At 71.7% G+C, this 20,057-nt stretch carries 13 protein-coding genes, 1 tRNA gene, 1 rRNA gene and 1 other annotated feature (1 of these 16 running past the window's edge); of the genes, 11 read left to right on the top strand and 4 right to left on the bottom strand.

Features of this window, described 5'->3' with window-relative positions:
- Window positions 1–264 (top strand) — a sequence feature (mutual gap in cmsearch alignment for this rRNA model is longer than 100) (it extends 2,780 nt beyond the left edge of the window).
- 75 nt (window positions 265–339) lie between these two features.
- Both rrf and SSNG_RS26170 read left to right on the top strand, forming a co-directional pair.
- Window positions 340–456: ribosomal RNA gene (gene rrf / locus SSNG_RS26165) — 5S ribosomal RNA — on the top strand.
- Window positions 457–461: 5 nt separating this feature from the next.
- Window positions 462–537: transfer RNA gene (locus SSNG_RS26170), tRNA-Thr, on the top strand.
- A 122-nt stretch (window positions 538–659) separates the two neighbouring features.
- On the opposite strand, the gene SSNG_RS26175 is transcribed toward SSNG_RS26170, so the two are convergent.
- Window positions 660–3,182: a SpoIIE family protein phosphatase gene (locus tag SSNG_RS26175; protein ID WP_042801950.1), complete on the bottom strand. Its 2,523-nt coding sequence runs from the start codon at window positions 3,180–3,182 to the stop codon at window positions 660–662.
- A 227-nt stretch (window positions 3,183–3,409) separates the two neighbouring features.
- On the opposite strand from SSNG_RS26175, the gene SSNG_RS26180 reads away from it, so the two are divergent.
- From SSNG_RS26180 to SSNG_RS44100, 9 genes are all read left to right on the top strand, one after another.
- Window positions 3,410–8,914 (top strand): HAMP domain-containing protein, encoded by a 5,505-nt coding sequence (locus SSNG_RS26180; protein WP_206731334.1) that lies wholly within the window; start codon window positions 3,410–3,412, stop codon window positions 8,912–8,914.
- A gap of 234 nt (window positions 8,915–9,148) precedes the next feature.
- Window positions 9,149–9,829 (top strand): response regulator, encoded by a 681-nt coding sequence (locus SSNG_RS26185; RefSeq protein WP_007266930.1) that lies wholly within the window; start codon window positions 9,149–9,151, stop codon window positions 9,827–9,829.
- 185 nt (window positions 9,830–10,014) lie between these two features.
- Window positions 10,015–12,840, top strand: coding sequence for a DNA translocase FtsK (locus SSNG_RS26190; protein ID WP_007266931.1), 2,826 nt, complete (start codon window positions 10,015–10,017; stop codon window positions 12,838–12,840).
- 318 nt (window positions 12,841–13,158) lie between these two features.
- Window positions 13,159–14,082, top strand: a complete 924-nt coding sequence (locus tag SSNG_RS26195; RefSeq protein ID WP_007266932.1) for a RodZ domain-containing protein — start codon at window positions 13,159–13,161, stop codon at window positions 14,080–14,082.
- A 125-nt stretch (window positions 14,083–14,207) separates the two neighbouring features.
- The gene (gene rimO, locus SSNG_RS26200) at window positions 14,208–15,710 is read left to right on the top strand and encodes a 30S ribosomal protein S12 methylthiotransferase RimO (protein ID WP_007266933.1); all 1,503 of its coding nucleotides are present in this window, start codon (window positions 14,208–14,210) and stop codon (window positions 15,708–15,710) included.
- Window positions 15,707–16,363, top strand: a complete 657-nt coding sequence (gene pgsA / locus SSNG_RS26205; RefSeq protein WP_007266934.1) for a CDP-diacylglycerol--glycerol-3-phosphate 3-phosphatidyltransferase — start codon at window positions 15,707–15,709, stop codon at window positions 16,361–16,363. Before rimO ends, pgsA begins: the two co-directional genes overlap by 4 nt.
- 65 nt (window positions 16,364–16,428) lie before the next feature.
- The gene (locus SSNG_RS26210) at window positions 16,429–16,929 is read left to right on the top strand and encodes a CinA family protein (protein WP_042804126.1); all 501 of its coding nucleotides are present in this window, start codon (window positions 16,429–16,431) and stop codon (window positions 16,927–16,929) included.
- A gap of 109 nt (window positions 16,930–17,038) precedes the next feature.
- Window positions 17,039–17,419 carry a helix-turn-helix transcriptional regulator gene (locus SSNG_RS26215; protein ID WP_007266936.1) on the top strand — a complete coding sequence of 127 codons (381 nt, stop codon included), beginning with the start codon at window positions 17,039–17,041 and terminating at the stop codon, window positions 17,417–17,419.
- Window positions 17,420–17,644: 225 nt separating this feature from the next.
- Window positions 17,645–17,866 (top strand): hypothetical protein, encoded by a 222-nt coding sequence (locus SSNG_RS44100; protein WP_128637541.1) that lies wholly within the window; start codon window positions 17,645–17,647, stop codon window positions 17,864–17,866.
- Here the strand turns inward: SSNG_RS44100 and SSNG_RS26220 are convergent.
- From SSNG_RS26220 to SSNG_RS26230, 3 genes are all read right to left on the bottom strand, one after another.
- The gene (locus SSNG_RS26220) at window positions 17,814–18,584 is read right to left on the bottom strand and encodes an SDR family NAD(P)-dependent oxidoreductase (RefSeq protein ID WP_042801955.1); all 771 of its coding nucleotides are present in this window, start codon (window positions 18,582–18,584) and stop codon (window positions 17,814–17,816) included. The genes SSNG_RS44100 and SSNG_RS26220 overlap by 53 nt on opposite strands.
- Window positions 18,585–18,616: 32 nt before the next feature.
- Window positions 18,617–19,429: a DNA-formamidopyrimidine glycosylase family protein gene (locus SSNG_RS26225; RefSeq protein ID WP_007266939.1), complete on the bottom strand. Its 813-nt coding sequence runs from the start codon at window positions 19,427–19,429 to the stop codon at window positions 18,617–18,619.
- Window positions 19,430–19,561: 132 nt separating this feature from the next.
- The coding region (locus SSNG_RS26230) for a hypothetical protein (RefSeq protein ID WP_206731335.1) at window positions 19,562–20,057 on the bottom strand (496 nt) is incomplete at its 5' end.

The following is a 20,057-nucleotide window of genomic DNA, read 5'->3' on the forward strand; positions in this document are numbered from 1 at the left end:
TGAGAAGGGCTGTCCCTAGTACGAGAGGACCGGGACGGACGAACCTCTGGTGTGCCAGTTGTCCTGCCAAGGGCATGGCTGGTTGGCTACGTTCGGGAGGGATAACCGCTGAAAGCATCTAAGCGGGAAGCCTGCTTCAAGATGAGTATTCCCACCTCCTTGAGAGGGTAAGGCTCCCAGTAGACGACTGGGTTGATAGGCCAGATGTGGAAGCCCGGTAACGGGTGGAGCTGACTGGTACTAATAGGCCGAGGGCTTGTCCTCAGTTGCTCGCGTCCACTGTGTTAGTTCTGAAGTAACGAACTCGCCTTGCCGGCTGGAGTTCCAACTTCATAGTGTTTCGGTGGTCATAGCGTTAGGGAAACGCCCGGTTACATTCCGAACCCGGAAGCTAAGCCTTTCAGCGCCGATGGTACTGCAGGGGGGACCCTGTGGGAGAGTAGGACGCCGCCGAACAACCCGCCCTTTTAGCTCAGTCGGTAGAGCGTCTCCATGGTAAGGAGAAGGTCAACGGTTCGATTCCGTTAAAGGGCTCCAAGGAAAAAGGCCCCCGCCATCTGGCGGGGGCCTTTTTGCGTTCCGGGCCCAGTCGGGGAGCTGCTCGCCCCAGCCCCCCCAGCCCCGGGCGCCTGGCCGGGGGCTGGGGAGCCGGGCGTGGCTCAGGAGGCTCCGCGCTGCTGGGGGACGCGGAAGGCCAGGATGGCCATGTCGTCCGAGGCCGGCTCCGCCGCGAAGCGCTCGACCGCGCGCAGGACGCGGGAGGCGACCGCGCCGGCCGTGAGGCCGGTGCAGGTGGTGAGGACCTCCGCGAGGCCGTCGTCGCCGAGCATCCTGGTGCCCTCGCGGCGCTCGGTGACGCCGTCCGTGACGCACAGCAGGACGTCGCCCGGGTCGAGGGTCATGGTCTGTTCGTAGAGGTCCAGGTCGTCGATCACACCGAGCAGCGGCTGCGGCTCCGCGGCCGGGGTGACCTCGCCGTCCGGGCGCAGCCTCAGTGGGAGGGGATGGCCGGCGCAGACGACCTTCATCAGGGCGCCGCCGTCGGGCTGCGGGTGCAGTTCCCCGTAGAGGAGGGTGAGGAAGCGGCTGCGGGCGCCCTCGTCGAGGATGGCCGCGTTGAGGCGTTCCAGGACCGCCGGGCCGCCGAGGCCCTCGCGGGCCAGGAGGCGCAGGGCGTGGCGGGCCAGGCCGGTGACGGCGGCCGCCTCGGGGCCCGTACCGCAGACGTCGCCGATGGCGAAGCCGTACGCGCCGTCGCGGATCGGGAAGACGTCGTAGAAGTCGCCGCCGACCTCGTTGCCCTCGCCGGCGGCGCGGTAGATGACCTCGACCTCCATGCCGGGGATGGCGGGGGAGCCGGGCGGCAGGAGGCTGCGCTGGAGGGAGCGGCTGATGGCGGTGCGCTCGGAGTAGAGGCGCGCGTTGTCCAGGGCGAGGGCCGCGCGGCGGGAGAGGTCGTCCGCGAGCTCCAGGATCTCCTGGCGGAAGTGCTCCTCGCTGGGCTTGCCGAGGGTCAGCATGCCGATCACCCGGTTGCGGGCGAGGAGGGGCAGGACGACCGTCTCGCCGCCGACCGCGGCGGCCGTCGTCGGCCAGGGGCGGGCGCCGGCCTCGCGGACCGGTTCGGGCGGTTGCACGCGCGACAGGAGGGCCTTCAGGCCGTCGATGCGCTCCTCGTCCTCGTGCAGGACGTAGGCGAGGTAGGGGTCCGAGGTCTGGTCGGCGATGGTGTAGACGGCGCACCAGGTGGCGAGCGTCGGGACGGTCATCTGGGCCATGAGGGCCAGGGTCTGGTCCCGGTCGAGGGTGCCGGCGAGCAGGTCGGAGGCCTCGACGAGGAAGGACAGGGAGCCGCGGCGCAGGCGTTCCAGCTCGCCGAGGCGGGCCGACTCGACGGCGAGCGCGATGCGGTCGGCGGCGAACTGGAGGCGCAGGGCGTCCTCGTTCGTGTAGCGGCCCGGGCCCTCGGCGGCGATGCCGAGGGAGCCGGTGAGGCGGCCCTCGACCTTGAGGGGGACGGTGACGACCGAGCGCATGCCGGTGGACTCCAGGAGCGGTACGGCTCCGGGGACGACGGAGAGGTCGTCGTGGACGGCGGGCAGGCGGGCCGATCCGTAGCGGCTGGTGCCGGCCTCGACGGGGACGCGGGCGAAGCGCTGGCGGGTCGAGGGCAGGCCGGTGGTCGCGCGGACCTCCAGCTCGGTCTCGTCGTCGGTGGCCAGCAGCAGGAAGGCGGCGTCGGCGTCGAGCATGTCGCGGGCCCGTTCGACGGTGCGTTGCAGCAGTCCGTCGAGGTCGTCGGGGGCGGGGGAGCCGATGAAGACCTCGAAGGGGTCGGTGGGGCGCGGCTCGCTGTGCTGGCCGTCGGAGGAGGGGACGCGTACGGGGGTCTGGAGCAGGGCCCGCTCGTCGTCGTGGACGAGGAGGCAGACGATGGAGGGCTCGCCGTGGGCGTCGCGGACCCGCAGGTGGGAGGCGTAGACGGGGATGACGCGGCCGTCGGAGCCGCGGATGCCGTAACTGCCCTCCCAGCGGGACAGGCGCAGGGCCTCGGCGACGCCGGTGCCGGTGCCCGGCGTCTGCGGCCAGGCGGCGATCTCGGCGAGGGGGCGGCCGACGGCCTTCTCGGCGGGGTAGCCGAAGATGTGCTCGGCGTCGTCGTTCCAGGCGGAGATGGCGTCGGCGGCGTCGATCTGGAGGACGGCGACGCGGACCCGGCTCTCGGCCAGGGGCAGGAACTGGTCCGGTACGACGGGGCCCGCGGAGCGGGTACCGACCGGCCGGTCCGGGAGGTCGAGGCGGAACCACACGTGCTTGTGGGTGGCGGTGTACTCGACGCCCCAGCGGGTGGCGAGGGCGGCGCAGAGCATCAGCCCGCGGCCGCTCTCGCGGTCGGGGTCGGCGTAGGGGCGCTCGCCGGGGTGCCGCAGGGGCAGCTCGCGCTCGGGGTAGCGGTCGGCGACCTCGACGCGTACGCCGTCCTCGGCGCGCAGGCACAGGACCTCGGCCTTGGTTCCGGCGTGGACCACGGCGTTGGTGACGAGCTCGCTGGTCAGTACGACCGCGTCGTCGACGATGTCCGCGAAGCCCCAGCCCTGCAGCGTGTCGCGCACGAACGTGCGGGCGGCGGCGACCGACCGCCCTTGAGGGTCGAAACTGGCAGCCGCCCGTGCCGTGATCACGAGTCTCCTTCGACGCGGTTGGACATCGGATGCCAGGTTACTTACCTTCGCGGTCGCCATGAGGCCGTCGTACCGGATTCCACCCGCGGGGTGCGGCCGGTGTGCGATGGTGCCGAAGTGTTATCGCCGGGTTCGGCCAGGGTGAAACACTGGGCAGGCTTGGAGAGCCGGCTCTTGGACAGCCGGTGTCCGGTGGAACAGAGGTCGACCCTTTCGGGAGGGACACGGTGGAGTCTGGCGCAGCGGTGCGGCGTACGGGAACGCGGCCCAAGGGCGGGCGGTCCCGGCGGAACGGGACCACGGAAGTGGACACCGCCGCTCTGAACCGTCTGCTCACGGCCCTGGTGTCGATGCGGGACGGGAACTTCCGCAAGCGGCTGACGGTCTCCGGCGAAGGCGTGATGGCGGAGATCGCCGCCGTCTACAACGAGGTCGCCGACCGCAATCTGCACCTGACCGGTGAGCTGTCCCGGGTACGGCGGATGGTGGGCCGTGAGGGCAAGCTGAGCGAGCGGCTGGAGACGGGGGCCTGCGAGGGGTCCTGGGCGGCCGCGATCGACGCGTCGAACCAGCTGGTCGACGATCTCGCGCGGCCGGTGTCCGAGGTGGGCCGGGTGCTGTCGGCGGTGGCCGAGGGTGACCTGGACCAGCGGATGGACCTGCGGACGCCGGCCCCGGACGGGACGGGGCATCCGCTGCGCGGGGAGTTCCTGAAGGTCGGGCGCACGGTCAACAACCTGGTCGACCAGCTGTCGGCGTTCACCGACGAGGTGACGCGGGTGGCGCTGGAGGTCGGTACCGAGGGCAAGCTGGGCGGTCAGGCCCAGGTGCGCGGAATGTCCGGTTCTTGGAAGGACCTGACCGACTCCGTCAACACCATGGCGTACCGGCTCACCGCTCAGGTGCGTGACATCGCCCTCGTCACGACGGCGGTCGCAAAGGGCGATCTGTCGCGCAAGGTCACGGTGCACGTGGCCGGCGAGATGCTCCAGCTGAAGAACACCGTGAACACGATGGTGGACCAGCTGTCCTCGTTCTCCTCCGAGGTGACGCGCGTCGCCCGCGAGGTGGGTACGGAGGGCGAGCTGGGCGGCCAGGCGAAGGTGCCCGGCGTCGCCGGCGTGTGGAAGGACCTGACCGACTCCGTCAACACGATGGCGGGGAACCTGACGGCGCAGGTGCGCGGGATCGCGCAGGTCACCACGGCCGTCGCGAACGGTGACCTGTCGCAGAAGGTGCGGGTCAGCGCGCGGGGCGAGGTCGCGCAGCTGGCCGAAACGATCAATCAGATGACGGAGACGCTGCGGACCTTCGCGGACGAGGTCACGCGCGTGGCCAGCGAGGTCGGTGCGAAGGGCCTCCTGGGCGGTCAGGCGCAGGTGCCGGGGGCGGCGGGTACGTGGAAGGACCTCACCGACTCGGTGAACACGGTCTTCCGCAACCTGACCACGCAGGTGCGGGACATCGCCCAGGTGACGACCGCCGTGGCCAACGGTGATCTGTCGCAGAAGGTCACGGTCGACGTGGCCGGCGAGATGCTGGAGCTGAAGAACACCGTCAACACGATGGTGGACCAGCTCCAGTCCTTCGGTTCCGAGGTGACGCGGGTGGCCCGCGAGGTCGGCGTCGAGGGCGAGCTGGGCGGTCAGGCGCAGGTGCCGGGGGCGGCGGGTACGTGGAAGGACCTCACCGACTCGGTGAACACCGCCTTCCGCAACCTCACCGGGCAGGTCCGCAACATCGCGCAGGTGACCACGGCGGTGGCCAACGGCGACCTGTCGCAGAAGGTCACGGTGGACGTCTCCGGTGAGATGCTCCAGCTGAAGAACACCGTGAACACGATGGTGGACCAGCTGTCGGCGTTCGCGGAGCAGGTGACCCGGGTGGCCCGGGACGTGGGTACGGAGGGGCGGCTCGGCGGCCAGGCCAAGGTCGAGGGGGTCTCCGGCACCTGGAAGGAGCTCACCGACTCCGTCAACTTCATGGCGGGGAACCTGACTTCGCAGGTGCGTCAGATCGCCCAGGTGACGACGGCGGTGGCGCGGGGCGACCTGTCGCAGAAGATCGACGTGGACGCCCGGGGCGAGATCCTGGAGCTGAAGAACACCCTCAACACGATGGTCGACCAGCTCTCCGCCTTCGCGGAGCAGGTGACCCGGGTGGCCCGGGACGTGGGGACCGAGGGCCGGCTCGGCGGTCAGGCGCAGGTGCCGGGTGTGGCCGGTGTGTGGCGGGACCTGACGGATTCGGTGAACGGCATGGCCGGGAACCTGACTTCGCAGGTGCGCAACATCGCGCAGGTCGCGACGGCGGTGGCGCGGGGCGACCTGTCGCAGAAGATCGACGTGGACGCCCGGGGCGAGATCCTGGAGCTGAAGAACACCCTCAACACGATGGTCGACCAGCTGTCGAACTTCGCGGAGCAGGTGACCCGGGTGGCCCGCGAGGTGGGTACCGAGGGCATCCTCGGCGGGCAGGCGGAGGTGAAGGGCGTCTCCGGCACCTGGAAGGACCTCACCCAGTCCGTCAACTTCATGGCGAACAACCTGACCTCGCAGGTGCGCAACATCGCCGAGGTGACCACGGCCGTGGCCATGGGCGACCTCTCGAAGAAGATCACGGTGGACGCCAAGGGCGAGATCCTCGAACTGGTCACCACCGTGAACACGATGGTCGACCAGCTGTCGTCCTTCGCGGAGCAGGTGACGCGGGTGGCGCGTGAGGTGGGTACCGAGGGCATCCTCGGCGGCCAGGCCCGGGTCCGAGGGGTCACGGGCATCTGGAAGGACCTCAGCGACAACGTCAACACGATGGCCGGGAACCTGACGGCGCAGGTGCGCGGGATCGCCCAGGTCTCGGCGGCCGTCGCCAACGGCGACCTGACGAAGAAGGTAACCGTCGAGGCGCGCGGTGAGGTCGCGCAGCTCGCCGACACGGTCAACACGATGGTGAAGACGCTGTCTTCCTTCGCGGACGAGGTCACGCGCGTGGCCCGCGAGGTGGGCACGGAGGGCCGCCTCGGCGGCCAGGCCCACGTGCCGGGCGTCTCGGGGACGTGGAAGGACCTCACCGACTCGGTGAACTTCATGGCGTCCAACCTGACCGGGCAGGTGCGGCAGATCGCCATGGTCACGACCGCCATCGCCAAGGGCGACATGACCAAGAAGATCGACATCGATGCCCGCGGGGAGATCCTGGAGCTCAAGACGACCATCAACACGATGGTCGACCAGCTGTCCTCCTTCGCCGACCAGGTGACGCGGGTGGCCCGCGAGGTGGGTACCGAGGGCATCCTCGGCGGTCAGGCCCGGGTGCGGGACGTGGACGGCACCTGGCGGGACCTGACCGAGTCCGTGAACGAGATGGCCGGCAACCTCACCCGGCAGGTCCGTGCCATCGCGGCCGTGGCCACCGCGGTGACCCGCGGCGACCTGAGCCTGAAGGTCGACGTGGACGCGGCGGGCGAGATCCAGGTGCTCCAGGACAACATCAACACGATGATCGTGAACCTGCGCGACACCACCCTGGCCAACAAGGAGCAGGACTGGCTCAAGGGCAACCTCGCCCGGATCTCGGCCCTGATGCAGGGCCGCCGCGACCTGGACGACGTGGCCTCGCTGATCATGAGCGAGCTGACCCCGGTGGTCTCCGCGCAGCACGGCGCGTTCTTCCTCGCCGTCCCGGCCGGCGGAACGCCCGAGATCGGGGCGGACGGCGGCGCGGAGGGCTCGTACGAGCTGCGGATGCGCGGCAGTTACGCGTACGCGGGCGGCCAGATGCCCATCTCCTTCCGGCCCGGTGAGGGGCTGATCGGCACGGTCGCCGAGGAGAAGCGGACGGTCCTGGTGGAGAACACCCCGCCCGGGTACCTGAAGATCTCCTCGGGGCTGGGCGAGGCGCGGCCGGCGCACGTGATCGTGCTGCCGGTGCTGTTCGAGGGGAAGGTGCTCGGCGTCATCGAGCTGGCGTCGTTCACGCCGTTCACGCAGATCCAGAAGGACTTCCTGAGCCAGATCGCCGAGATGATCGGTACGAGCGTCAACACCATCTCCGTGAACTCCAAGACGGAGATGCTGCTCAAGCAGTCGCAGGAGATGACCGAGCAGCTGCGGGAGCGTTCCGACGAGCTGGAGAACCGGCAGAAGGCGCTCCAGGCGGCCAACGCCGAGCTGGAGGAGAAGGCCGAGCTGCTGGCCCAGCAGAACCGGGACATCGAGGTGAAGAACACCGAGATCGAGGAGGCCCGGCAGGTCCTGGAGGAGCGTGCCGAGCAGCTCGCGGTCTCGATGCGGTACAAGAGCGAGTTCCTCGCGAACATGTCACACGAGCTGCGGACGCCGTTGAACTCGCTGCTGATCCTGGCGAAGCTGCTCGCCGACAACGCGGACGAGAACCTGTCGCCGAAGCAGGTGGAGTTCGCGGAGACGATCCACGGCGCGGGCTCGGACCTGCTCCAGCTGATCAACGACATCCTGGACCTGTCGAAGGTCGAGGCGGGCAAGATGGACGTCTCGCCGACGCGGATCGCGCTGGTGCAGCTGGTGGACTACGTGGAGGCCACCTTCCGGCCGCTGACGGCGGAGAAGGGCCTCGACTTCTCGGTGCGGGTCTCGCCGGAGCTGCCCGCGACCCTGCACACGGACGAGCAGCGGCTGCTGCAGGTGCTGCGCAACCTGCTGTCGAACGCGGTGAAGTTCACCGACAACGGTGCCGTGGAGCTGGTGATCCGGCCCGCCGGGGCCGACGTGCCGACGGCCATCCGGGAGCAGCTGCTGGAGGCGGGGTCGCTGCGGGACGCGGACGCCGACCTGATCGCCTTCTCCGTGACGGACACGGGGATCGGGATCGCGGCGAGCAAGATGCTGGTGATCTTCGAGGCGTTCAAGCAGGCCGACGGCACGACCAGCCGCAAGTACGGGGGCACTGGCCTGGGGCTGTCGATCAGCCGGGAGATCGCCCGGCTGCTGGGCGGGGAGATCCACGCGGCGAGCGAGCCCGGCCGGGGCTCGACGTTCACGCTGTACCTGCCGCTGCACCCGAGCGAGCTGCCGCCGCAGGGGTACGCGCCGCCGACGCCCGGCGGGGCGCGCGGGGAGTACCGCAGGGCGGCCGAGGAGCCGGTCGCGGTGCAGCCGCTCCCGGTGCCGCCGCCCGCGCCGCTGGGAGCGGCGCCGCCGCGGCAGGCGCTGCCGGTGGCCGAGGCGCCCGGGCAGGGCTCCTCTGCGCTGTTCCGGCACCGGCGCAAGCAGTCGGCGGCCGGGCCGCTGCCGCGCACGGAGGTGCCGGGGCAGCCGGAGGGCGGCGACGCGTGGGGGATGGAGGAGCCGCTGCCGGCGCCGCCGCGGACGTACGACTTCCACGGTGAGCGGGTGCTGATCGTGGACGACGACGTCCGGAACGTGTTCGCGCTGACGAGCGTGCTGGAGCAGCACGGGCTGGCGGTGCTGTACGCGGAGAACGGCCGGGAGGGCATCGAGGTCCTGGAGCAGAACGACGACGTGGCGGTCGTGCTGATGGACATCATGATGCCGGAGATGGACGGGTACGCGACGACCTCGGCGATCCGGCGGATGCCGCAGTTCGCGGGGCTGCCGATCATCGCGCTGACGGCGAAGGCGATGAAGGGCGACCGGGAGAAGGCCATCGACTCGGGGGCTTCGGACTACGTCACCAAGCCGGTCGAGCCGGATTACCTGCTGACGGTCATGGAACAGCACATGCGCGGAGACTGATCGGAGGGCGGCCGCGGGCGGGGACCGGGAGGGGAACCTTTGGGCCTCCCCCCGCGTTTCCGCTTCGGGCACAGTGACATCTTGGTGACAGGGTGTGGCGATCTCGGGACTGGGGCTACGATGACCGGCACAAGGACGGACGGCTCAAGGATGCCGTCCTCTGGGGCGGGGCCCGGCGCGCATGCCGGAGCCAGGAGCCGGGGAGGCCCCATGCCGGGGCGAGGAGGACAGGGCATGGTGCAGAAGGCCAAGATCCTCCTGGTCGACGACCGGCCGGAGAATCTGCTGGCGCTGGAGGCCATCCTCTCCGCGCTCGATCAGACACTGGTCCGGGCGTCGTCGGGGGAGGAGGCGCTCAAAGCGCTGCTCACGGACGATTTCGCGGTCATCCTGCTGGATGTCCAGATGCCGGGCATGGACGGATTCGAAACGGCCGCGCACATCAAGCGGCGCGAGCGGACCCGCGACATCCCGATCATCTTCCTCACCGCGATCAACCACGGTCCCCACCACACCTTCCGCGGTTACGCGGCGGGCGCGGTGGACTACATCTCGAAGCCGTTCGACCCGTGGGTGCTGCGTGCCAAGGTCTCGGTGTTCGTCGAGCTGTACACCAAGAACTGCCAGCTGCGGGAGCAGGCGGCCCTGCTGCGCCTCCAGCTGGAGGGCGGCGGCACCAACGGCGACGGCGGCCGGGAGGCGGCCGGGCTGCTGGCCGAGCTGTCCGCGCGGCTGGCCGCGGTCGAGGAACAGGCCGAGGCGCTGACCAAGCAGCTCGGCGAGGACTCGGCGGACGCGGGGGTGGTCGCCACCGCCGCCCACCTGGAGCGGAAGCTGACCGGGCTGCGGCGGGCGCTCGACGCGCTGGAGCCGGGTGCCAGCGGGGGAGCCGCCGTCCTGCCCGCGCAGAGCTGAGACCGGGGGGCCGCCCCGCCGCGCGACGGCGGAGCGGCCCGCCCGGCGACCCGGCTGGGGCCCCGTCGGTTCTGGCACGGCGTCAAAGCGCTTCGGCGTCAAAGCGCTTGCGGGCGGGGCGACACGAACGGGTGAAGGGGTGGGCACGCGTGTCCACCGGCGTGCGCACAGGTAACCTCGGCCCCATGGCCTCAAGTACGTCCGGCAAGGGTTCCCAGAGCACCGCGGGCGCCGCGAAGGGCCGCACCGGCCGTACGACGGCGCCGACCAAGAAGGCGGCCCCGCGTAAGCCCCCCGCGAAGAAGGCCGCCGCGGCCAAGCGCCCCGCGGCGAAGAAGGCCGCCGCGAAGCCGGCGCCGTCGCCGAGCGGGGGAGTGGTGCGGCTGGTCCGCTGGTGCTGGCTCGGTCTCGCGCACGCCGTCGGCGGCCTGTTCCGCGGGATCGGCAGGGGCGCCAGGAACCTGGACCCGGCCCACCGCAAGGACGGCGTGGCGCTGCTGCTGCTCGCCCTCGCGCTGATCGTCGCCGCCGGCACCTGGTCGAACCTGAGCGGGCCCGTCGGGGAGCTGGTCACGATGCTGGTCACCGGGGCCTTCGGGCGCCTGGACCTGCTCGTGCCGATCCTGCTGGGGGTCATGGCGGCACGTTTCATCCGCCACCCCGAGCAGACCGATGCCAACGGGCGCATCGGCATCGGCCTGTCCGCCCTGGTCATCGGCGTCCTCGGGCTGGTGCACATCGCCTGTGGGGCACCCGGCCGGGACGAGGGCACCACCGCCATGCAGAACGCGGGCGGGCTGATCGGCTGGGCCGCCTCCAAGCCGCTGATCTTCACCATGGGGGCGCCGCTGGCCGTGCCCATGCTGGTGCTGCTGACGGTCTTCGGGTTGCTGGTGGTCACCGCCACCCCGGTCGCGGCGATCCCGCAGCGGCTGCGCCGCGCCGGGATCCGGCTCGGGGTGATCCAGCCCAACGAATACGACGAGGGGTACGGGGAGCCGCACGAGGGCGCCGGGCGGCCCGGTCGGCCGGACCGGCATGACGCCGAGCAGTGGCAGGCCCGCGCAGGCGGCGCAGGCGGCGCAGGCGGCGCGGTGGACGAGGCGGAGGAAGCGGCCCTGGCCCGGCGGCGCCGGCCGCGGCGGAGCGCCGCGCGGCCCGGCGGGCGCGAGCCGGACGCCGTCGACGTCGCGGCGGCGGCAGCGGCCGCGCTGGACGGGGTGGTCTACGGGGGGCTGCCGCCGAACCCGCTGGTCGCCGATCTCACCCAGGGGATCGCCGGCCGGGGGGAGGGGGCGGAGATCACCGCTCCGGTGCCGCCCGCGCGGGAGGAGCGGCCCGCCGCCGCCCGGGCGCCTGCTCCGGTGCAGGCCCCGGCTCCGGCCGACGGCCCCGACGGCCGCGACGACGCCGACGGTGCCCCGCACGAGCGGACCGCCGCGGTCTCCGGGACGCTGTCGGTGCCGGACCTGACGAAGACCCCGCCGCCGGCCCAGCCGCTGCCGGCCCGGGCCGAACAGCTCCAGCTGCGCGGGGACATCACGTACGCACTGCCCTCGCTGGAGCTGCTGGAGAAGGGCGGGCCGGGCAAGACCCGCAGCGCCGCCAACGACACGGTGGTGGCGGCGCTGACGAACGTGTTCACCGAGTTCAAGGTGGACGCGCAGGTCACCGGCTTCACCCGGGGGCCGACGGTCACCCGGTACGAGGTGACGCTCGGCGCCGCGGTGAAGGTCGAGCGGATCACGGCGCTGGCGAAGAACATCGCGTACGCCGTGGCCTCGCCCGACGTGCGGATCATCAGCCCGATCCCGGGCAAGTCGGCCGTCGGCATCGAGATCCCGAACACCGACCGCGAGATGGTCAACCTGGGCGACGTGCTGCGCCTCGCGGACGCCGCCGAGGACGACCACCCGATGCTGGTCGCGCTGGGCAAGGACGTCGAGGGCGGCTACGTCATGGCCAACCTCGCCAAGATGCCGCACGTGCTCGTCGCGGGCGCCACCGGCTCCGGAAAGTCCTCCTGCATCAACTGCCTGATCACCTCGATCATGGTCCGGGCCACCCCGGAGGACGTGCGGATGGTGCTGGTCGACCCCAAGCGGGTCGAGCTGACCGCCTACGAGGGCATCCCGCACCTGATCACCCCGATCATCACCAACCCCAAGCGGGCCGCCGAGGCCCTCCAGTGGGTGGTGCGCGAGATGGACCTGCGCTACGACGACCTGGCCGCCTTCGGCTACCGGCACATCGACGACTTCAACCAGGCGATCCGGGACGGCAAGATCAAGCTGCCGCCGGGCAGCGAGCGGGAGCTCAGCCCGTACCCGTACCTGCTGGTGATCGTCGACGAGCTGGCGGACCTGATGATGGTGGCCCCGCGCGACGTCGAGGACTCGATCGTCCGCATCACCCAGCTGGCCCGCGCGGCCGGCATCCACCTGGTGCTCGCCACCCAGCGGCCCTCGGTGGACGTGGTGACCGGTCTGATCAAGGCGAACGTCCCCTCGCGGCTGGCGTTCGCGACCTCCTCCCTGGCCGACAGCCGGGTCATCCTGGACCAGCCGGGCGCCGAGAAGCTGATCGGCAAGGGTGACGGACTGTTCCTGCCGATGGGCGCGAACAAGCCGGTCCGCCTCCAGGGCGCCTTCGTCACCGAAGAGGAGATCGCCGGGATCGTCCAGCACTGCAAGGACCAGATGACCCCGGTCTTCCGGGACGACGTCACGGTCGGGCAGAAGCAGAAGAAGGAGATCGACGAGGAGATCGGCGACGACCTGGACCTGCTGTGCCAGGCGGCGGAGCTGGTGGTCTCCACCCAGTTCGGCTCCACCTCGATGCTCCAGCGCAAGCTGCGCGTCGGCTTCGCCAAGGCGGGCCGGCTCATGGACCTGATGGAGTCCCGCGGGGTCGTCGGGCCGAGCGAGGGGTCCAAGGCCCGCGACGTGCTGGTCAAGCCCGACGAACTCGACGGGGTGCTCGCCGTGATCCGCGGCGAGGAGGCCCCGTAGGGGGTGTCCGCGAGGGTGCCGGGAACCCCCGGGGACACCCCGGTCCCCGGAGGAAGCGGAATCCCCGGGAGCCCCTGGCGGCCCGCTAGAACGGGGGTCCGGCCGCCTCACCCGACCGAATGGGATCGTGGCCGGATCGTCACCGGATCCGGCGGCAACCGTTTCCCTTGGGCGTGCGTCAAGTTGAGGGAGGCACCGGCGGCCGTTCCCGTCGCCATTCGTATGGCGTAGGAAGCGGACCCTCCGGTTGCCCCACCCTTTCGTCACCCCCCTAGACTGGACATCCAGCAGGTGGCTACACGCTCGAAAGGCGCCCTTGTGTCCATCGGCAACTCCAACTCCCCCGAAGAAGAGCGGCCTTCGACCGACGACCGGTCCGAGGACCTGTCCGAGGACCTGTCCGAGGACCGCATCGTCGAGCGCTCCGTCGAAGAGCCGTCCATCGGGACGACCCTGAAGAAGGCCCGGATCGCCGCCGGGCTCACCGTCGACGAGGTCAGCTCCACCACCCGGGTGCGCATCCCGATCGTGCACGGGATCGAAGAGGACGACTTCACGCGGTGCGGCGGCGACGTGTACGCCCGCGGCCACATCCGCACCCTCGCCCGCGCCGTCCACCTCGACCCGGCACCCCTGGTCGAGCGCTACGACGCGGCCCACGGCGGCCGGCCGGCGCCCACCCCCGCCGCGCCGATGTTCGAGGCCGAGCGGCTCCGCCCCGAGCGGCAGCGGCCCAACTGGACCGCCGCCATGGTCGCCGCCATCGTCGCGGTGATCGGCTTCGTCGGCTTCACCGCCTTCGGCGGCGACGGCGAGCAGTCCAAGCGGCCGGTGGCGGAAGGTTCCGTCTCGCCGAAGCCCGCGCCCAAGCAGACCGCGGGCAAGCAGCCCGCCGCCCCGAACCCGCAGGCGCCCAAGGCTCCCAAGCCCGAGCCCTCGGACAGCGCCATCGCCGCGGCCCCCAAGGACCTCGTCACCGTGGTCCTGACGGCCGACTCCGGCGAGAGCTGGATCTCCGCGAAGGACCACAGCGGCCGGCTCCTCTTCGACGGCACCCTCGAACAGGGCGAGTCGAAGACCTTCACGGACAAGGAGTCCGTGGACCTCGTCCTCGGTGACGCCGGGGCCGTCAAGCTGTTCGTGAACGGCAAGGAGATCAAGGAGCGGTTCGAGTCGGGACAGGTCGAACGTCTCACCTACACCAGGGACGACCCCCGCCAGGGCCAGGCCCAGGCGGGCTGACCAGCACGGAATAAGAAATTCCAGATCCCCGGGATCCCGCGCGGCGGCCGCCGCCGGCCCCGGGGATCTTGCCGTGGGGGGACTTGGGGCGGGGGCGGGCGCCGGGACGAAGTAGTCTTGAGTCCATGCCCGAACGCCGTACCGTCGCCCTTGTCACTCTTGGCTGCGCCCGTAACGAGGTGGACTCGGAGGAGCTCGCAGGCCGCTTGGCGGCGGATGGCTGGGAGCTCGTCGAGGACGCCGCCGACGCGGACGTAGCCGTCGTCAACACCTGTGGCTTCGTCGAAGCCGCCAAGAAGGACTCCGTAGACGCCCTGCTGGAAGCCAACGATCTCAAGGATCACGGCAAGACCCAGGCCGTCGTCGCCGTCGGCTGTATGGCCGAGCGCTACGGCAAGGAACTCGCCGAAGCGCTCCCCGAGGCCGACGGAGTCCTCGGGTTCGACGACTACGCCGACATCTCCAACCGCCTGCAGACCATCCTCAGCGGTGGCAGCGTCGAGGCGCACACCCCGCGCGACCGGCGCAAGCTGCTGCCGATCAGCCCGGCCGAGCGGCAGAGCGCCGACGTGGCGCTGCCCGGCCACGCCCAGGCCGCCGAGGAGCCCGCCCCGGCCCCCGCCGACCTGCCGGACGGGCTCGCGCCCGCCTCCGGGCCGCGCGCGCCGCTGCGCCGCCGCCTGGACAAGAGCCCGGTCGCCTCCGTGAAGCTCGCCTCCGGCTGTGACCGGCGCTGCTCCTTCTGCGCCATCCCGTCCTTCCGCGGCTCCTTCATCTCCCGCCGCCCCAGCGACGTGCTGGGCGAGACGCGCTGGCTCGCCGAGCAGGGCGTCAAGGAGGTCATGCTGGTCTCCGAGAACAACACCTCGTACGGCAAGGACCTGGGCGACATCCGCCTGCTGGAGACCCTGCTGCCCGAGCTGGCCGCCGTCGACGGCATCGAGCGCGTCCGCGTCAGCTACCTGCAGCCCGCCGAGATGCGGCCCGGGCTGATCGACGTACTCACCTCCACCCCCAAGGTCGTGCCGTACTTCGACCTGTCCTTCCAGCACTCGGCCCCCGACGTGCTGCGCGCCATGCGCCGCTTCGGCGACACCGACCGCTTCCTGGAGCTGCTGGACACCATCCGCTCCAAGGCCCCGCAGGCCGGCGTCCGGTCCAACTTCATCGTCGGCTTCCCCGGCGAGAAGGAGTCGGACTTCGCCGAGCTGGAGCGTTTCCTCACGCACGCCCGCCTCGACGCCATCGGCGTGTTCGGCTACTCCGACGAGGACGGCACCGAGGCCGCCGGCTACGAGGGCAAGCTGGACGAGGACACCATCGCCGAGCGGCTCGCGCACATGCAGCGGCTCGCCGAGGAGCTGACCTCGCAGCGCGCGGAGGAGCGGATCGGCGAGACCCTGGAGGTGCTCGTCGAGACGGTCGTCCCGCTCGACGAGGCGGAGGAGGGCGAGGGCGCCTACGGGCGCGCCGCCCACCAGGCCCCCGAGACCGACGGCCAGGTCGTCTTCACCGACGGCGCCGGCCTGGTTCCCGGGCGCATCGTCACCGCCAAGGTGGTCGGGACCCTGGGCGTCGACCTCGTCGCCGAGCCCCTGGGCGTGGAACTCGAGGAGGCGGCCGGATGACCGGAGTCCCGGCATCGGCGGCGGGCGGGACCGGCCGCCGGCCCACGCCCGGCGCGAAGCTCGGGACTGCGGCCGTCAACCAGGCCAGCCTCTGGAACATCGCCAACATCCTGACGATGATCCGGCTGGTCCTCGTGCCGGGATTCGTCCTGCTGCTGCTCGCCGACGGGGGCTACGACCCCGTCTGGCGGGCGCTGGCCTGGGCGGCCTTCGCCGTCGCCATGATCACGGACGTGTTCGACGGCCACCTCGCCAGGACGTACAACCTGGTCACGGACTTCGGGAAGATCGCCGACCCCATCGCCGACAAGGCGATCATGGGGTCGGCGCTCGTGTGTCTCTCCTGGCTCGGCGACCTGCCCTGGTGGGTGACCGGGGTGATCCTCGGGCGCGAGCTCGGCATCACGCTGATGCGGTTCTGGGTGATCCGGTACGGGGTGATCCCGGCCAGCCGGGGCGGCAAGCTGAAGACCCTGGCCCAGGGGACGGCGGTGGGCATGTACGTGCTCGCGCTGACCGGGCCGCTGGCGACCCTGCGGTTCTGGGTGATGGCCGTCGCCGTCGTGCTGACCGTCGTCACCGGTTTGGACTACATCCGGCAGGCCGTGGTGCTGCGCCGGGCCGGACTGGCGGCGGAGCGGGCCTCGAAGTGACATACGGGGCGGGGGACGCGCCGCAGGCCGCGGAAGCGGCGGAAGGTGCCGCGGGGGCGGCAGGGGTGGCCGAAGACGTGCTGCGGCTGCTCGCGGAGAGTGACCAGACGCTCGCGGTCGCGGAGTCGCTGACGGGCGGAATGGTGGCCTCTGAGCTGACGGCCGTGCCGGGGGCCTCGCGGGCCTTCCGCGGCTCGGTCACCGCGTACGCCACTGAGATCAAGCACCGCGTCCTCGGGGTGGACGCGGAGCTGCTGGCGGCCGAAGGCGCGGTGAACGCGCAGGTCGCCGAGGAGATGGCCGCCGGGGTGCGGCGGGTGCTGGGCGCCTCGTGGGGGATCGCGACGACCGGAGTGGCCGGTCCCGACCCGCAGGACGGGCAGCCCGTGGGCACCGTTTTCGTCGCCGTGGCGGGCCCGGCGGGCAGGAAAACGGCCCGGCTGTGGTTGAACGGCTCCCGTGCGGAAATCCGTAGGGAGAGTGTACGGACAGTGCTCGAACTCCTCTCGAGCGAACTCCGCGAGAATCTGCGGGGGCAGGATACGGAACAGAACGGGGGGATTTGATGTTTGCAGCCCTGAGTGAACACGACATCGCTCCCCGCACGGCCGCGGCGCGAGGCGGTACGGTGGGGCGTGAAGGTTACGGCTACACGGTCAGAGGAGGGAGCCACCGATGATTCTGCTCCGTCGCCTGCTGGGTGACGTGCTGCGTCGGCAGCGCCAGCGCCAGGGCCGTACTCTGCGCGAAGTCTCCTCGTCCGCCCGAGTTTCGCTCGGCTATCTCTCCGAGGTGGAGCGGGGGCAGAAGGAGGCATCCTCCGAGCTGCTCTCCGCGATCTGCGACGCGCTGGACGTACGGATGTCCGAGCTGATGCGCGAAGTCAGTGACGAGCTGTCGCTGGCGGAGCTCGCGCAGTCGGCCGCCGCAAGCGAACCGGTGCCGGCACCGGTGCGCCCGATGCTCAATTCGGTCTCCGTGGCCTCGGTCACGGGCGGACCCGAGCGGGTGACCATCAAGGCACCCGTGGAAGCGGTGAACGTCGTAGCCGCCTGAGCATTGCCGTTGGGCATGTGAGCGTGGCAGGAGCCCCGCCCCGGTGTGTGAGCACCGGGCGGGGCTCCTCGCCGTTTCCGGGGCCTCACGGGGCCGCTGCCCGGCGTTCTGGGTGCGGCGGCGCGGAGGGTGCGGGAGGATGGGCCCGTCCGGGAACCGGCCCTCCGGGAGGTCGCCGTGCGGCGGTCGCTGCGCATACCTGTGACGGTGCCCTTCGCCCTGGCCATGGCGGCGCTGTGGTGGTGGGCCGTGCTGCGGCTGGCGCTGGCGCCGGCCGGGGCGGGCCCGGTGGAGGGCGCGCTGGCGCTCGGCGGCTGGGGCCTGGGGCTGCTGCCGGTGCACTGCGTGCCGGGGCCCGTGCGCGGGGCAGGCCGGGAGCGGTCCCGGGCCGGGGCTACCAGGGCATCGACACTCCGCCGTTCGGGCGCAGGATCTGGCCCGTCATGAAGGACGAGGCGTCCGAGGCCAGGTAGAGCACGGCCTGGGCGATGTCCTCGGGCTCGCCGACGCGGCCCAGCGGGGACATGCGGACCATGGCGGCCTCCGTCTGCTGCTGGACCGCGGGGCCGTGGCGGCCGGTCATGGGGGTGCGGATCCATCCGGGGGCGACGGCGTTGACGCGGATCCCGTGCGGGCCGCTCTCGGTGGCGAGGGTCTTGGTCAGCTGGACCACCGCGGCCTTGGAGGCGCTGTAGCAGAGCAGGCCGGGCTGGGCGGCGTCCACGGCGCCGGAGGCCATGGTGACGACCGAGCCGGGGCGGCCGGCGGAGATCATCGCGCGGACGGCCTCCTGGCAGGTGCGCAGCACGCCCTTGAAGTTGACGTCGAGGATCCGGTCGAGGTCCTCCTCGGTGGTGTCCAGGACGCTGCTGGTGTGCATGACTCCGGCGATGGCGGCCGCGATGTCGAGCGGCCCGGCGGCGGTGACGGCGGCCCGCAGGGCGGCCCGGTCGGTGACGTCGAGCGGGTGCGCGGTGGCGGAGCCGCCGTCCTTGGAGATCAGGGCGGCGGTCTCGGCGAGGCCGCGTTCGTCGCGGTCGGCGCAGTGGACGGCGGCTCCGGCCCGGGCGAGGAGGAGGGCGGTGGCGCGGCCTATGCCGCCGGCGGCTCCGGTGACGAGCGCGGTGCGGCCGGTGAGGTCGTACGAGGCGATCGGTGTGGGCATGCCAGGACCGTACGAGCGGATCTGACGGGGCGTCAACTGGTGGGGTGCTCCGGGGTCGGGCCGGACTGGCAGCGGGGGCACCAGTAGGTCGGCCGGTCGTCCTGCGGGGCCTCGCGGACGGGGGTGCCGCAGCGCAGGCAGGGACGGTGGGCGCGGCCGTAGACGAAGAGCCCCCACCCCGGGCGGCGGCTGCCGGTGGTGTTGCGGGCGCCGCCGTGGCCGGTGTTCGCCGCCAGCAGGCGCTGGGCGGCGGCCGCGATGCGCGGCAGGGTGGCGGCGGGGTCGGGGAGCGCGCCGACCGGCGTCCAGGGGGTGACCTGGGCGAGGAAGCAGAGCTCGCACTTGTAGATGTTGCCGATCCCGGCCAGGTTGCGCTGGTCGAGCAGGGCCTCGCCGAGGGGCCGGCCGGGGTCGGCCAGGAGGTTGGCGGCAGCCCGGGCCTCGTCCCAGTCGGGGCCCAGCAGGTCGGGGCCCAGGTGGCCCACGGCCCGGGCCTCGTCGGCGGTGCGCAGCAGTTCCAGTACGGGGAGCCGGTAGCCGACGGCGGTGGTGCCGGCGGTGGACAGGACGGCCCGGATCTCGTGGGAGGGTCCGCCGCGCCACTTCTCGCCGGGGGCGAAGAGCCTCCAGGCGCCGTCCATGCCGAGGTGGCTGTGGAGGGTGAGGCCGCCTTCGAGGCGGGTGAGCAGGTGCTTGCCGCGCGGGGTGACGTCGAGGACGGTGCGGCCGGTGAGGTCGGCGGTGGCGAAGCGGGGCACGCGCAGGTCCGCGTGGATGAGCGGGCTGCCCGCGAGGGCGGCGTGCAGCCGGGCCGCCGCGCGGTGGACGCTGTCTCCTTCGGGCATGGGGCCATTGTCGGGCCCGGCGGGTGCGGGACCCCGCGGACACCGCCCGGGGACGCGCGGAACCCCCTGGGCGGGGTGGCCGCCACAGGGGGTTCGCGGATCAGCAGGGGCGAGGGCCGGGTGGGCCGCTCGTTACTTCCAGGTGAGGCCCTTCTGGGGCGGGGAGGCCAGGTTGTTGTACGGGTCGCCCCAGTACAGGGCGCCGGAGACCTTGGTGCCGGTCGGGGCCAGGGCCACGGCGCAGGAGTTCTGCGACTGGCCGTTGGTGAAGCCCTTCGGCAGCGACTCGTTCGGGCACTTCTCGAACTTGCCGGCGATCAGGAGGACGTCGGACTCGCTGCCGCCGTCGAGCAGGCCCTTCATGTGGCCGACGGAGGCGAAGGACAGGTCCGTGTTGCCGGTGTTCTTGACCGTGTACCGGATGTAGAAGGGGGTCTTGCCCTTCACCTTGTCGGCGGCGATGTTCACCGACGCCAGGTCGGAGGGGTTGCCCGCGTCGATGCCGGTGACCGTGATGGCGAGCTGGCCGCCCTTGTTGCTGCCGTAGCTGAACGGGACGGTGGCCGCCTCGCCGATCTTGAAGGACTGGCCTGACTTGGCCACGGCGCCGCCGGCGGCACCGCCCGGG

The organism is Streptomyces sp. C (assembly GCF_000158895.1).
Lineage (GTDB): Bacteria > Actinomycetota > Actinomycetes > Streptomycetales > Streptomycetaceae > Streptomyces > Streptomyces racemochromogenes.

Coding starts and splice junctions, on each gene's coding strand:
- SSNG_RS26185 (WP_007266930.1), top strand. CDS start 9,149: ATGGTGCAGAAGGCCAAGATCCTCCTGGTCGACGACCGGCCGGAGAAT.
- SSNG_RS26190 (WP_007266931.1), top strand. CDS start 10,015: ATGGCCTCAAGTACGTCCGGCAAGGGTTCCCAGAGCACCGCGGGCGCC.
- rimO (WP_007266933.1), top strand. CDS start 14,208: ATGCCCGAACGCCGTACCGTCGCCCTTGTCACTCTTGGCTGCGCCCGT.
- pgsA (WP_007266934.1), top strand. CDS start 15,707: ATGACCGGAGTCCCGGCATCGGCGGCGGGCGGGACCGGCCGCCGGCCC.
- SSNG_RS26215 (WP_007266936.1), top strand. CDS start 17,039: ATGATTCTGCTCCGTCGCCTGCTGGGTGACGTGCTGCGTCGGCAGCGC.
- SSNG_RS44100 (WP_128637541.1), top strand. CDS start 17,645: ATGGCGGCGCTGTGGTGGTGGGCCGTGCTGCGGCTGGCGCTGGCGCCG.
- SSNG_RS26220 (WP_042801955.1), bottom strand. CDS start 18,584: ATGCCCACACCGATCGCCTCGTACGACCTCACCGGCCGCACCGCGCTC.
- SSNG_RS26225 (WP_007266939.1), bottom strand. CDS start 19,429: ATGCCCGAAGGAGACAGCGTCCACCGCGCGGCGGCCCGGCTGCACGCC.